This window comes from Rothia sp. SD9660Na (genome assembly GCF_030064065.1).
In the GTDB taxonomy this organism is placed as follows: Bacteria; Actinomycetota; Actinomycetes; order Actinomycetales; family Micrococcaceae; genus Rothia.
In genome coordinates this window covers 2,115,755-2,129,203 of the sequence record NZ_CP125946.1, presented here as the reverse complement: position 1 = coordinate 2,129,203, position 13,449 = coordinate 2,115,755, and the positions used below count along the sequence as shown (strand labels likewise).

Genomic DNA, 13,449 nt, shown 5'->3' with positions numbered 1-13,449 from the left:
AGTATATAAAATTATATTTTTAAAAACCAGTAAATGGGTTAGATTATTTTTATGCCTTGATTAATTGTATATTAATTTTGTCTATATGGGTAAGGGTTTATGTAGTCGAGCTGGGCGCAGGTCTGCATGTTGTTGGCCTGCGCCCATTTTTATATAATATTCAATCTATTTATTTAGGGCAGGAGAGAATGACTCGCTTAGGTATTGGAGATCCGACGGCGGGCTACCACCACAGCACCGGCAGCCAGCAGGGCGGCACCCAGGGCAACCAAGGCACCCACCGAAGCACCGGTGTTCGCCAGCTTGCCGCTCTGGGCAGCTGCACGGGCAGACTCAGCCTTCCGCTCTGCCTCAGCGTTCAGGGCATCGCAGTTAGCGCCATTCTGAGAGACATACTGGGTCTTCTCAATGGTCTGAGAAGCACCGGTGACGGTCTTTGAACCCAGGGTGCCGGTGAAGCTAATGGGGTCAAGGGCTTCACCCGCCTGGTAGAAGCCAGCGAAGGCAGCTTTGCCCTCAGCAGTTAGGGCGGCAGAAGCACTGCTGACGCTAATGCTGGATCCGTTAACAGTCAGGCCAGCCAAATCGACATTGGCGAAGGGCACCTCACCGTGGTGGGTTGTCTGCCCCTTCATGTCATTAGAACTTACGGTCAGGTAGAGGGTGCCGGTAGAACCGTTGATCTCAAGGCGGGGGTTAGCCATCAGAGTGTTCAAGGTGCCGCCGTGGCCGGTGAAACGGACAGAGCCCTCGAAAGCCACAGAGACCTTGCCGTTAGCGTAGGTGCCTGTACCTTTGGACCAGCCAAAGGCCTGGTTAGCGTAGGTGACGCCGTTCAGTTCCCAGCCACCCTTAGCGATACCGCCACCAATGTAGTTACGGAAGGAAGAACGCACACCCCAGTCGAAAGTAGCAGCTGAGACGGTCCCGTCAGCCTGGGTAGTGGTTGCACCGGCAACAGTCTCAGTGACGGTCACCGGCACGCACTGGGGTGCCTTAGCCGGGTCGGTAGAGGGCTGGGCTGAAGGTACGACGGTCGGCTGGGTAGAGGGGGCTACCGTCGGTTCCGCAGAAGGCTGAGCTGAGGGGGCCACGGTCGGCTGGGTGGTAGGCTCGGCGGACGGGCTCGGCGCAGGAGACTCACTCGGGGCCGGAGCCGGAGTCTCGCTGGGAGCCGGGGCCGGTGCGTCCTCAACCACGGGGGCAGCAACCCGCAGGTAGAGGGGGTCAAACTCCAGACCCTCAGCGTAGCGGGACCCAAAAATGGTCGCCGCGTGCCCGGTGGCGTAGGTGGTCACACCGCTCAGGAGCAGATTACCCTCGGTATCGGTGGTCAGGGCGCTCGCATCGAAGCTGGCGATGGGCTGGTCGGTAATTTCGCCGGTGTTGGTCGAGGTTCCGGTGGCGTAGATGTATCCGTTTGCACCGTCGGTAACCATACGGAAGCTGTGCAGGTTGATATTGAGCACCCCGCCGTGGGCGACCAGAGAGAAGCTACCTGGCACGGTAATGGAGTAGCCGGTCTCGGTCTTCTGGGCGGTGGCACCGGCAAAGACGAAGTTATTGCCTTCAAGACTGGTCTGATCACCGGGGGTAACAGCGTTCTGGGCGATCAGGTAGTTGAGGAAGGAATCCTTGATACCCCAGGTGACGGTGCCCGCTGCGTTGGTGACGCCGTCGGCAGTGGGCTCAGGCGTGGGGGTAGGAGCGGGGGTTTCTGCGGGCTTCTCGGTGAGGGTGGCTGAGAAGGTCAGGGGGGAGAGAGTCTCACCTGCCTTGTAGAAACCGGCGAAGGCGGCTGCGCCATCGGCGGTGAGGGTAACGGGGGCATCGGTGGCTGATACGGTGCCGTTGGCGAAAGTGACGCCTGAAAGGTCTACGGTTGCGAAGTTAACATTGCTGGCATCGATATCGGGGGAGCCGTTGTAGCCCTTGGACTTCATATCAGCTACCAGGGTGCCCTGGTTGCCGTTGACAACCAGCTTGAGGTTGGCGTAGATGATATCAAGTTCACCCTTGTGGGCGGTGAAGTGGATAGTTCCGGGGTAGGAGATAGTGCCGTTTGTACCGGTGAACTCGCCCTCGGCCCCCTGCCAGGAGAAGGCGGAGCCGTTGAAGCTGGGGCCACCGGTTACCTCGACGCTGCCACCAGCAAAAGCGCCGGTGACGTAGCGGATGAAGGAGTCCTTGAGCGACCAGGTCAGCTGGGCATTGCTGGCGACGTGAGTTGCGGACGCGGCAGCGACGGTGCTGCTGGTGGCATCTGCGGCGTCCGCTACGGACACGGTGGCTAGGGTCATGCCTGACAGGGTGAGTGCGGCGGTGGCTAGGAGGGCGCAGGAGCGCCGGGCGCTGTGCTGGGGAGACATTGGCATCCTCTGAAATCTATGTGGTGTAGGGTGGGCACATTACGTAACATGCCAAGCCTTATTAAATTTAAGGGCATGCCTAAACTAGCATTAAGGGGAACCTAATAAAAATAGATTACAAAGGCTTGACTTAATTGTTTCTTGGTGACAGTCTGTCAATAAATATTCCCCTGCGACCCTTCACCAAGGAGTAACCTGATGACACTCACCCTTGCCGATATCGAGCGTCCTACCTTCTCAGCACGTCTTAAGGCAGAAACCGCTGCTCGCCACGAGCAGGCAGAACACTCCAGCTTCATGGCCGACCTGATGGGCGGCAAACTCGACGTGGATGCCTACCGTATGTTGCTGACCCAGTACGTTTACATCTACGAGGCTCTCGAAGAAGTGGCTGCTGGTTTTCGCGCCAACTCCAACCCCATCACCGCCCCCTTCGTACTAGAGGGGCTTGATCGTCTTGCTTCCATTAAGTCTGACCTTACTGAACTGGGCGGCCCCACCAGTAACCAGTCCTTACCGGCAACCGCTGACTATGCCGCGGCTATCCGGGCGACAGCGTCCGCCCCCGAACGCTTCTTGGCTCACCACTACCTGCGCTACCTGGGTGACCTGTCGGGTGGGCAGGCCGTGGCTGCCCTGGTCGCCCGGCACTACGGTGTGCCTGCTGAAGCTCTGAGCATGTACCGGTTTGAGGCGCTCCCGAAGCCCAAGGTTTTCAAGGACTCCTACCGGGGTCTGCTCGATAGCGCTCCGCTGACGGACGCCCAGCGCGCCGCCCTGGTTGATGAGGCCCTGGCTGGTTTCGACCATAATTCCCGTGTGTTTGCCCAGCTGGGTGAGAGCCTAGCCCCGTAGGAGGGGCCTCTATGCTGTGTGCAGGTTTCTTGGGCTGTGTGCAGGGTTTTCTCTGCACACGCACCAAGAACCCTGCACAGGGTTAAGAAAGAAGGACGCTCCCCGGGCCGGTAACTGCCAAGCTAGAGCGCGCGACTTACCCACAGGTCTGGGCGCTATATGACCTGTTTGTGAACCACAAGGGGCTGCGATGTTCACACCCCTTGCAAGAGGTAGACGGGCTCGGTGACACTGCCCTTATGAATGATGTTGCAGAGATTTACCAACAGGTGCGCTGCCTTAAGGATTTACAAGATATCGGTGTAAGCCCCTCTGCGGCTTCGACCCGTTTTAGGTCTGGTGACTACACCAAAATCAAGCAGGGGATCTATATCGAGACCTCTACATGGAACCAGTGGGGCACTCGCCAGAGATGCATAGCCCACCACGCTGCGCATATCAAAACGGTGCCGAGCGGGGTTCTGAGCCACCAGTCGGCTGCGCTTTGGTTAGGAGCTCCGCTCCTAACCCTACCTCGCAAGGTGCATATGAGTTTTGCGTCGGCTTCTGTACAGCACCGCCCTTCAGTAACAGCGCATCGCGGACGCACGGACGTAGTTCGCGAGGCTCAGCTGGTAGTAGGGGCTTCTGTTGCTGCCCCGGGTCAAACTCTGTGCGATGTGGCCCTATCTCTACCTCGTGTTGAGGCGCTGGTGATTGGTGATTATTTTCTGCGGCAGGGTGTTATATCTGTAGCGTCGGCATGTGCTGCTCTGACTGAGGCGGGTGGAGCTGCGCTTGCCGTGGGGCAGAGACTGAGCGGTTTAGCAGATTCTCCGGCTGAGACGATCGCGCGCGACCTTATCTATGAGTGGAATCTGCCTCTACCTCAGGAGCAGTTCGAGGTATTCACCCACTATGGCCGTGTCTACCGTGCTGACTTCGCTTGGCCTGAGCTGGGGGTCATTCTTGAGGTCGATGGTGAGGTGAAGTATTCGGGAGTCTATGGCCGCGCTGACGACGTAGTTCAGGCGGAACATCGACGGCATCGCGAATTAGAGATGGCTGGCTGGAAGGTGGTGCGTACGCGCTGGAAGGAGTTGATGTCGCACCCTGCTACTCTCCGGCAACGGCTGTGGGAGGCCGGCGTCCGGTGAGTCAGATTGGAGGTGTGCAGGGTTCTTGGGCTGTGTGCAGGGTTTTCTCTGCACACAGCCCAAGAACCCTGTACAGGCTAAGACAAAAGGACGCCGCCACGCACCTGCCTGCCCGAAGGCAGGGGAGGGGCGCGGCGGCGTCCTTACACCGTGTAGCTAGCGACTAGCTGGGGGCAACCTCACCGAAGTGGCGGGCCAGGGTGCCCTCGTGAGCTTCGCGCAGCTCGTCCATGTCGATAGCGACCTCACCCTGAATATCCAGGGCATTAGAGGCTGCATCGACCACGCCGATACGGGCGAAGGGGTAGTCGCGGGCGGTGCACATGTCCTTGAAGCGCACTTCCTCGGAGCGGGGCACGGAGACAACCACGCGGCCCAGGGACTCAGAGAAGAGCAGGGTGAAGAGGTCGATACCGTCACGCTCAGCAACCTCACCCAGGCCAACGCGGGCACCGACGCCAAAGCGCAGGCAGCCCTCAACCAGGGCAGCAGCCAGGCCACCGGCAGAGACGTCGTGGGCAGCGTCAATCATGCCGTCGCGGCTCATGTTCACCAGCATGTCGCCCAGCAGTTTCTCGGCAGCAAGGTCAACCTTGGGAGGCAGGCCGCCCAAGTGACCCTTGAAACGAGCCCACTCGGAGCCGTCCAGCTCGTCGCGAGTGGTACCCAGCAGGTAGAGGGCCTGGCCGTCATGCTCAGGAGCCCAGCCGGAGGGGGTGCGGCGGGTGACGTCGTCCATCACGCCCATCATGGCAACCACGGGGGTGGGGTTAATGGCCTTGCCGCCGGTCTGGTTGTAGAGGGAGACGTTACCGCCGGTCACGGGTACGCCCAGTTCCATACAGCCGTCGGCGATACCGCGCACGGCCTCAGCGAACTGCCACATGATGTCCGGATCCTCGGGGGAACCGAAGTTCAGGCAGTCAGAGACAGCCACGGGGCGGGCGCCTACGGTAGCCACGTTGCGGTAGGCCTCAGCCAGGGACGCCTTCGCACCCTCATAGGGGTCGAGCTTAGTGAAGCGGGGGTTAGAGTCGGTCGCCAGGGCAACACCCAGGCCGGTCTCTTCGTCCACACGAATCACGCCGGAGTCATCGGGCATAGACAGGGCGGTGTTGCCCTGAACGTAGCGGTCGTACTGGTTAGTAATCCAGGACTTGGAGCACATGTTGGGGGCAGCCATAAACGCCTTGATAGCCTCGCCCAGCTCAGCGCCGGTGGGGCGGGCGTCGTCCGCGTTAGAACCGGTGAACTTGTCGGCCTGCAGGGCGTCCTGCCACTCGGGGCGGGCGTAAGGACGCTCGTAGGTGGGGCCGTCGTGGGCGACGGTCTTGGGGTCAACGTCCACGATAATCTCGCCCTGCCACTCGATGGTCAGGCGGCCGGAACCGGTCACCTCACCTAGAATGGAGTACTCGACGTCCCACTTCTTCATGATGTCTTCGAAGCGGCTCAGGTTCTCGGGGGTCACAACCGCCATCATGCGCTCCTGGGACTCAGACATGAGAATCTCGCCCGGGGTCAGGGTGGGGTCGCGCAGCAGAACCTTCGTCAGGTCAACGTGCATACCGCCGTCGCCGTTGGAGGCCAGCTCGGAGGTGGCGCAGGAGATGCCCGCAGCACCGAGATCCTGGATACCCTCAACGATGGAGTTCTTGAAGAGCTCCAGGCAGCACTCAATCAGCACCTTCTCAGCGAAGGGGTCGCCCACCTGCACGGCAGGGCGCTTGGATGGCTTGGTGTCGTCGAAGGACTCCGAAGCTAGAACTGAAGCGCCGCCAATACCGTCGCCACCGGTGCGGGCGCCGAAGAGGATGACCTTGTTGCCGGTACCCGAGGCGTTTGCGGTGCGGATGTCCTCGTGGCGCATAATGCCCACAGCCAGGGCGTTGACCAGGGGGTTGGCCTGGTAGCACTCGTCAAACTCAACTTCGCCGCCGATATTGGGCAGGCCCAGGGAATTGCCGTAGCCACCCACACCGGAGACAACGCCGGGCAGGACGCGGGCGGTGTCGGGGTGGTCAATGGCACCGAAACGTAGGGGATCCATGACGGCCACAGGGCGGGCACCCATCGAGATAATGTCACGCACGATACCGCCCACACCGGTCGCTGCACCCTGGTAGGGCTCAACATAGGAGGGGTGGTTGTGGGACTCAATCTTAAAGGTCACAGCCCAGCCGTTGCCGATGTTGGTCACACCGGCGTTCTCGCCGATACCAACCATGAGATCCTTCTTCATCTCGTCGGTGACCTTGGCACCGAACTGCTTGAGGTGCACCTTGGAAGACTTGTAGGAGCAGTGCTCTGACCACATGACCGAGTACATAGCCAGCTCGGCTGCGGTGGGGCGGCGGCCGAGAATCTTCTTGATGTCCTCGAACTCGTTTTCCTTCAGACCCAGCTCAGCCCAGGGCATCTCGGTGTCGGGAGTGGCAGCGGCGTGCTCAACGGTGTCGAGATTAAACTTCTTGTCGCTCAAAATTCTTATTCCTTATGCGAGGCGTTTAGGCCGAAACCAGCTGGTTGAGTACGGAGGTGAAGACGCCCAGACCGTCCGCGCCGCCGCGCAGACCCACGGTGCCAAAACCTGAGGATGAGGGGCCGAAGCCAGGTTCGACGGCGTGCTCGGGGTGGGGCATGAGGCCCACGACGTTGCCGCGCTCGTTGGCGATGCCGGCGATGTTGTTGCGGGAGCCGTTAGGGTTAACGTCCACGTAGCGGAACACCACGCGTCCTTCAGCCTCAAGAGCCTCAAGGGTCTTGGTGTCGGCAACGTACTGACCGTCCTGGTTCTTGAGGGGCACCACGATGTTCTGGCCCGCTTCGAAGTCGCCGGTCCAGGCAGTCTGGTTGGTCTCAACGCGCAGGGTCTGATCGCGGCAGATGAACTTGCGGTGATCGTTCTTAATCATGGAGCCGGGCAGCAGGTGGGTTTCGGTCAGAATCTGGAAACCGTTGCAGATGCCGAGCACCGGCAGGGGAGCGGAACCTGAGGTGCCAGCTGCGCTAGCTGCCTCAACGACCTTGCGCATGACCGGGGCCTTAGCGGCGATAGCGCCTGCGCGCAGGTAGTCACCATACGAAAAACCGCCGGGCACAATCACAGCGTCTACATCGTGCAGAGCTGCTTCATCGTGCCACAGCGGTACGGGGGTGCCACCGGCTAGGCGGACGGCGCGGGAGGCATCGCGGTCGTCCAGGGTGCCGGGGAAGGTGATGACGCCAACGCGCACATCGGCCAGGGCAGGGTTGGGAGTGGTCTGGGAGAAGTCGCCCACCAGGGGCACTTCGGTTGCTGCGAGGGATTCTGCCACGTCTTTTAGTCCTCCAGAGCTTCGACGTTGACGACGTCTTCAATCACGGGGTTAGACAGCAGCTCTTCAGCTGCCTGGCGGGCCTGCGCGAGTAGTTCTTCGGTGACTTCACCATCGACGGTCAGTTCAAAACGCTTACCCTGACGAACATCGGTGAAGTTGTTCAGACCGATACGGGGAAGCTCGTGAGCGATAGCCTTGCCCTGGGGGTCGAGGATTTCGGGCTTGAGCATAACGTCAACAACAATACGGGCCATGAATGGGCACTCCTTGGGTGCTGGAATCTATATAGAGCCGGGTTCTATTTTACCGGGTTAGGGCACTGCGTGGGTCAAAGTGAAACGGAGGGGCGCGGGGCTTTTCTACGGCGTCTGGTTGTGGCAAGCGTGCGCTATATCGCTGAGCGTGCGGCTGCTGGGTGCACGCTCAGCGATATGACGCACGCTCGCCCGGCTGGAGCGCTTGAGCCCTGCCCGTCTTCGGCATGAGCCGTGAATCAGTCGAACAGGCCAAGGAAATGGTCTACAACCAGGGCCTCTACAACCTCTTCCTGGCAATCATTGCCGCCGCCGGCGTCCTAGCCTATTTCGCCGGTGCCCCCGCCGTGGGACTAGCCCTCATGCTCGCCGGTACCGGGTCAATGCTGGCTGCCGCGGCCGTCCTCTTCATCACCTCCCCCGACAAGCGTTCCGCTGCCATGAAACAGGGTGCCTTCCCGCTGCTTGCCGTCACCTTGCTCGCTCTGAGCGCAGCCCTTTAACAAAAGTCGTCCACAGGCGTAGAACTGGTTAAACAGCTTTCGAAAGGAAAAATCATGACACAAGCACGTGAAATCCGTCTTGCCTCCCGCCCCAGCGGCTGGCCCACCGCCGAGAACTTTAAGTTCGCAACCGTCACCCTGCCCGACCTGACCGACGGCCAGGTGCGTGTTCGCAACGAGTTCATCTCGGTTGACCCCTACATGCGCGGACGCATGAACGACGCCAAGAGCTACATAGCCCCCTACGGCCTGGGCGAACGCATCACCGGCGGGGCCGTCGGACGCGTTGTTGAATCGCACGATGAAAGCCTGCCCGTAGGCACCCTCGTATCGCACCAGCAGGGCTGGGCAGACTACGCCCAGGGCGCCGCTCGCGAGTTTACCGCCCTGCCGGAACTACCTGCCGGGGCGCCGTCCTCGCTCTACCTGGGCATGCTGGGCATGACGGCAATGACCGCCTACGCAGGCCTGACCCGTATTGCCCACCTAAAAGAAGGCGACGTCGTGTTCGTCTCTGGCGCAGCGGGCGCCGTGGGCACCGCCGTCGGGCAGATCGCCCGCCTACTCGGCGCCTCCCGCGTTGTTGGCAGCGCTGGCTCGGTTGAGAAGGTTGAGCTGCTGACCAGCAAATATGGCTACGATGCAGCCCTCAATTACAAGGACGCCCCGGTGCGGCAGGCCCTGCCCGAGTTGGTACCGGACGGCGTCGACGTCTACTTCGACAACGTCGGCGGCGATCACCTCGAAGCTGCTCTCGATGTGATGAACCGCGGTGGCCGTCTTGCCCTGTGCGGCGCAATTTCCTCCTACAACACCGGCGAAACTACCCCCGGCCCCGACAATATAGTCAATATGGTCAAGCAGGGTCTGACCATGCAGGGCTTCACCCTGGGGGAGTACCTGGACGTTGTACCCGAGTTCCGCGAAAAGATGGGCCGCTGGTTTGCCGAGGGCAAGATAGTCTATGACGAAACTGTCTACGAAGGTCTGGACTCCACTATCGAAGCCTTTATTGACATGATGAAGGGCGCTAACACCGGCAAGATGGTGGTGAAGCTCTAGACGCTGCCCAAGCCATGCCCTGGCACCACTCGCTCTAAAAGGGGACCGCAAAACCTCAAAGGGACCGCATACTATGCGGTCCCTTCGAAGTTCTCAGGTCCCCTTGGTGATGGGGCGGGGGCGAGAGAAGTGTGACTACTCGGCAGGCAGGTAGCCCAGTTCGCGGGCCAGGTCAGCCGTCATCTCGTTGTTCTCAATCTCAGGCTCCTGCTGCTCATAGGGCGAAATGCCGGGGGCAGAAGACCGGGCCTGGAACTTCATGGTCATCAGATCGTTCGGTGCGGTCAGCTTACCGATAGTGCCGTCACGGTTCACATCAATCTGCTGGGCGGTGGTTTCTACGACGCCGTCCTGGTCAAAGTCGATACCCTGGTGGGCTTTCCAGTAGCGGGTGCCGTAGTGAATGGAGAAGCCGCGGGCAGCGTTGCCGGCCCCCTTAGACTCAACCACTGCGGCCTCATCAATGGTCATACCCGCACGGGTGGAGTAACCGTAGTAGACCGACCCGTCGGTGCGGCGCACACCTTCCAGCTGGTACTTGTAGTTCATGATGCTGGTGTAGTTGGGCTTGTAATTTGTGCCGTCGGTGCCGCCGTGGTGCAGGCCCAGGTTGTGGCCGAGCTCGTGGATGAAGGTACCCACGCGGATAGCGCTACTTGCCTTACCCCAGTGGGTGGGGCCTACGGTCACCATGAAGGTGCGGCCAGGGTAGTAGCCTGAGCCAGAAGACCCTCTGGTGCCGTAGTAGTCGCCCCAGATCATGTAGTGGAAGACGCCTGCACGTGCCGGGTCGGAGTTAGTGCCCCGCAGGGTGCTCACATCGCCCAGGCCGGTGAAGCCCTGGTGGGGGATCTCGTTGCCGCCGCCCAGGTCGTAGGCGGGGTAGATGCTGCCGGCGTCCAGGTGGATGGTGATGCCGGTGGTGCCGTTGGGGTTCCAGATGGGCATGTCGGCGAAGGTCTGGACGATGGTGCCCAGCTCAGCTTCGCTGGCGAGTAGGCCGGGCATGTAGTCCATCTCAACGAAGAGGTCTTTGCGGTAGGGGTCTGCGCCCATGGCAGCGAAGTCGATGTCGATGACGCCGTCGTTGTTGTAGTCGTAGCCCTTAGTCTCCCAAGTATCCAGGAGCTTATCGCCATCTGTATCCAGGGTAACAGCAGACGCCATAGGGGCACTCAGGCCAGTAAAGGCCAGGGTAGCCACCGCCAGGGTGGCAAGTTTGCGGGAAAAACGCATGGATGTGTCCGTTTCTGTGATGTGTGGTTTAAGGAGGATTCTAAGGCATAGACCCGCCCTCGCCACCCAACGACTGGCCTTTCTACCCCCAGCAGTCTCTCCATGCGGACAAATCTACCCCGCACAGGTAAAAGTGAACTCCACCCCCCCCGCAGATCAAGAGAAGTTTACCTGTACAGTATGGTTAGGTGATGAAACGCATGAGCTCAAATCTGTCCCTTAGAGGCCCACTCGATTTCTTACTCCAATCACACCGCACTTTTAACTAGAGAGAGAACTATGCCTATTCGCTTCCGCCGCCTCCTGGCTCTCCCCGTTCTACCCGTGCTCGCACTGGGTATGAACTCCGCCACCGCGGCCCCCGCCCCCGTCTACGGATCCACTGGCGGCCCCGGTACTTACACCGAACAGAATATTGGCTCCACCTATGTAGGTGGTGCAGCCTCCTATCGCATCCCCGCCCTGGCAGACCTGGGCGATGGCATCGTCCTGGCAGCCTGGGACGGCCGCCCTGGCAGCGCAGCAGACGCCCCTAATCCCAACTCCATCGTGCTCCGCCGTTCCACCGACTACGGCACCACCTGGAGCGACTACACCCACATCAAGAAGGGCCACCTGGGCGACGCCACCACCCAGAAATACGGCTACTCCGACCCCTCCTTTGTCGTAGATTCTGTCACCGGCGCTGTTTACGCCTTCTTCGTCTACTCCAAGGACCAGGGCTGGCACTACAGCCAGTACGGCAACGACATTACCAAGGACCGCACTATCACCGGTGCCGTTGTGGTCGAATCCAAGGACAAGGGCCTGACCTGGAGCGAACCCCGCGATATCACCCCCATCGTCAAGCCCGGTACCAGCAAAACCTCACCCAAGGCCGGTGACGTCAAAGCCGTCTTCGCCACCTCCGGCGAAGGTATCCAGATGAAGTACGGTCAGTACGCAGGCCGTCTGGTCCAGCAGTTCGTGGGCAAGGTCCGCACCGCCGACGGCAAAGAGGTCGTCCAGGCATATTCCGTCTACTCCGACGACCACGGCGTCACCTGGAAGCGGGGTGACTTCGTGGGTGCCTCCATGGACGAAAACAAGACCGTAGAACTCTCCGACGGCCGCCTCATGCTCAACTCCCGTGACTCCGCTAACTCCGGTTATCGCAAGGTCGCCATCAGCTCCGACGGCGGTCAAACTTGGGGCCCCATCACCCTGGACACCGAGCTTCCCGACCCCACCAATAACGCAGCTATTACCCGTATGTACCCCAAGGCGCCTTATGGCAGCGCGGACGCTAAGAAGCTCATCTTCACCAACTCCAACAACAACGCCAACTACAACCGCGTCAACCTATCCGCCCGTGTCTCCTGCGATGACGGCCAGACCTGGCCCGGCCTGCGCCAGATCAAGTCCGGCTTTGGCGCCTATTCCTCCACCACAGCCCTCTCCAACGGCAAATTCGGTGTGCTCTATGAAGCTAGCTACGGCAACGACATGCGCTACGGCACCTTCGACGAAGCCTGGCTGAACGTGGTCTGCGCCCCCATGAACGTTGACAAGCTCACTGTAGCTGCCGGCCAGACTGCCTCCGTACCCGTCACCATCACCAACCAGGAGGCCCAGGCCGTCACTGGCACCATCACCCTAGCAGATACAGGTTCCTTCACCGGTGCCACCAGCGAAAAAATCACCCTAGACGCCGGCCAAACCCGCACCGTCAAGGTCAACCTGACCGCCGCCGCAACCGCCAGCACCGGCAAAGTGGATGCCGTATTTACCGCTGAGAACGGCAAGCAGTCCCGCTTCACCTTCCCTGTAGAAGTAGGAGCCAGCACCACTGTCTTCGGCGCAACCGTCCACAGCGCCTCCGCCCCCGCCCGGGATATCGCAACCAGCCCCTACACCGTCGGCGAAAAGATCACCTACACCTTCTCCGTCACCAACACCGCTGACGAAGCCGTATCCGTGGTCCCCACCGCAGGCAACTTTGACGCAGCAGGCTACCTGCCTACCAGCACCCCCAATTGCCGCTACCTCAACCTGGCGGCCAAGGGCACCTACACCTGCTCCACCGCAACCCGCACCGTCACCCAGGAGGACATCGACCGTGGCTACTTCACCCCCGAGATGACCTTCACCGTGACCTCCCGCGCCAATGATGCCCGCACCACCACCGTCACCCACACCGGCGAGAAGATCCTGCTCAAGCCTGCCCGCCAGGCCCCCAGCATCACCGTCACCGGTAGGGTAGGCACCGCTGCCGCAGGGTACGCCGTGGGCGACACTGTGGGCTACACCTTCCGTGTCACCAGTACCTCCCCCTACGTCACCACCGTGACCCCGGTATCCGGTAGCTTTGACCGTGGCTTCATGCCCACCAGCGCCCCTAACTGCCGCTGGCGCAACCTGCCCGCTAACGACGCCTACAACTGCACCACTGCCCAACACCTGGTCACCGCAGAAGACTTGGCCCGCGGCTACTTTATCCCTACCGCAACCTTCTCCGTGGTGGATAATGAAACCGGCGCCAAGACCGAGGTAACCTACACCGGTGACCAGGTAGCCCTGTCCCGCCGCTAAAGGTCCTGACCGGTGACTGTCCTCCCTGCCAGGCCTGCTGCGCTGCGACCCTGGCTCAGGCACACATAGCTAGATAAAAACCGCCCGGCCTGCCCCCTGCACAGGGGAGGGGCCGGGCGGTTTGTATGTTTGTGGTCTTGAGG

General features: G+C 60.8%; 10 protein-coding genes. 5 read left to right on the top strand and 5 right to left on the bottom strand.

The annotated features are described in order from the left end of the window. Positions 1-197 precede the first annotated feature (197 nt). Positions 198-2,369, bottom strand: a complete 2,172-nt coding sequence (locus QM007_RS09965; protein ID WP_283489813.1) for an HtaA domain-containing protein — start codon at positions 2,367-2,369, stop codon at positions 198-200. 198 nt (positions 2,370-2,567) lie between these two features. On the opposite strand from QM007_RS09965, the gene QM007_RS09960 reads away from it, so the two are divergent. Continuing rightward, positions 2,568-3,224 (top strand): biliverdin-producing heme oxygenase, encoded by a 657-nt coding sequence (locus QM007_RS09960; protein ID WP_283489812.1) that lies wholly within the window; start codon positions 2,568-2,570, stop codon positions 3,222-3,224. A 239-nt stretch (positions 3,225-3,463) separates the two neighbouring features. Next, positions 3,464-4,360: a hypothetical protein gene (locus tag QM007_RS09955; protein WP_283489811.1), complete on the top strand. Its 897-nt coding sequence runs from the start codon at positions 3,464-3,466 to the stop codon at positions 4,358-4,360. A 163-nt stretch (positions 4,361-4,523) separates the two neighbouring features. Here the strand turns inward: QM007_RS09955 and purL are convergent, their stop codons facing one another. Genes purL through purS form a run of 3 tightly spaced genes read right to left on the bottom strand, consistent with a single transcriptional unit; the run spans position 4,524 to position 7,934 of the window. Then, complete coding sequence (purL, locus tag QM007_RS09950) at positions 4,524-6,842, bottom strand: phosphoribosylformylglycinamidine synthase subunit PurL (protein WP_283489810.1); 2,319 nt, start codon at positions 6,840-6,842, stop codon at positions 4,524-4,526. Between the two features lie 25 nt (positions 6,843-6,867). After that, on the bottom strand, positions 6,868-7,677 hold the full coding sequence (purQ, locus tag QM007_RS09945; RefSeq protein WP_283489809.1) for a phosphoribosylformylglycinamidine synthase subunit PurQ: 810 nt from the start codon (positions 7,675-7,677) through the stop codon (positions 6,868-6,870). A 5-nt stretch (positions 7,678-7,682) separates the two neighbouring features. Beyond that, on the bottom strand, positions 7,683-7,934 hold the full coding sequence (purS, locus tag QM007_RS09940) for a phosphoribosylformylglycinamidine synthase subunit PurS (RefSeq protein ID WP_135013794.1): 252 nt from the start codon (positions 7,932-7,934) through the stop codon (positions 7,683-7,685). A gap of 227 nt (positions 7,935-8,161) precedes the next feature. Here purS and QM007_RS09935 point away from each other — a divergent pair, with 227 nt between their 5' ends. Both QM007_RS09935 and QM007_RS09930 read left to right on the top strand, forming a co-directional pair. Next, positions 8,162-8,437 (top strand): DUF1304 family protein, encoded by a 276-nt coding sequence (locus QM007_RS09935; RefSeq protein WP_283489808.1) that lies wholly within the window; start codon positions 8,162-8,164, stop codon positions 8,435-8,437. A gap of 54 nt (positions 8,438-8,491) precedes the next feature. Further along, positions 8,492-9,499, top strand: a complete 1,008-nt coding sequence (locus QM007_RS09930) for an NADP-dependent oxidoreductase (RefSeq protein ID WP_283489807.1) — start codon at positions 8,492-8,494, stop codon at positions 9,497-9,499. A gap of 135 nt (positions 9,500-9,634) precedes the next feature. Here the strand turns inward: QM007_RS09930 and QM007_RS09925 are convergent, their stop codons facing one another. Continuing rightward, positions 9,635-10,735 carry a zinc metalloprotease gene (locus tag QM007_RS09925; RefSeq protein WP_283489806.1) on the bottom strand — a complete coding sequence of 367 codons (1,101 nt, stop codon included), beginning with the start codon at positions 10,733-10,735 and terminating at the stop codon, positions 9,635-9,637. Between the two features lie 279 nt (positions 10,736-11,014). Here QM007_RS09925 and QM007_RS09920 point away from each other — a divergent pair, with 279 nt between their 5' ends. After that, complete coding sequence (locus QM007_RS09920; protein WP_283489805.1) at positions 11,015-13,306, top strand: exo-alpha-sialidase; 2,292 nt, start codon at positions 11,015-11,017, stop codon at positions 13,304-13,306. Positions 13,307-13,449: the final 143 nt, after the last annotated feature.

Bases quoted from the DNA above. Each gene is read 5' to 3' on its own strand.
- QM007_RS09925 (WP_283489806.1), bottom strand. From the start codon at position 10,735: ATGCGTTTTTCCCGCAAACTTGCCACCCTGGCGGTGGCTACCCTGGCC.
- QM007_RS09920 (WP_283489805.1), top strand. From the start codon at position 11,015: ATGCCTATTCGCTTCCGCCGCCTCCTGGCTCTCCCCGTTCTACCCGTG.
- QM007_RS09935 (WP_283489808.1), top strand. From the start codon at position 8,162: ATGAGCCGTGAATCAGTCGAACAGGCCAAGGAAATGGTCTACAACCAG.
- QM007_RS09960 (WP_283489812.1), top strand. From the start codon at position 2,568: ATGACACTCACCCTTGCCGATATCGAGCGTCCTACCTTCTCAGCACGT.
- purS (WP_135013794.1), bottom strand. From the start codon at position 7,934: ATGGCCCGTATTGTTGTTGACGTTATGCTCAAGCCCGAAATCCTCGAC.
- QM007_RS09955 (WP_283489811.1), top strand. From the start codon at position 3,464: ATGAATGATGTTGCAGAGATTTACCAACAGGTGCGCTGCCTTAAGGAT.
- QM007_RS09930 (WP_283489807.1), top strand. From the start codon at position 8,492: ATGACACAAGCACGTGAAATCCGTCTTGCCTCCCGCCCCAGCGGCTGG.
- QM007_RS09965 (WP_283489813.1), bottom strand. From the start codon at position 2,369: ATGTCTCCCCAGCACAGCGCCCGGCGCTCCTGCGCCCTCCTAGCCACC.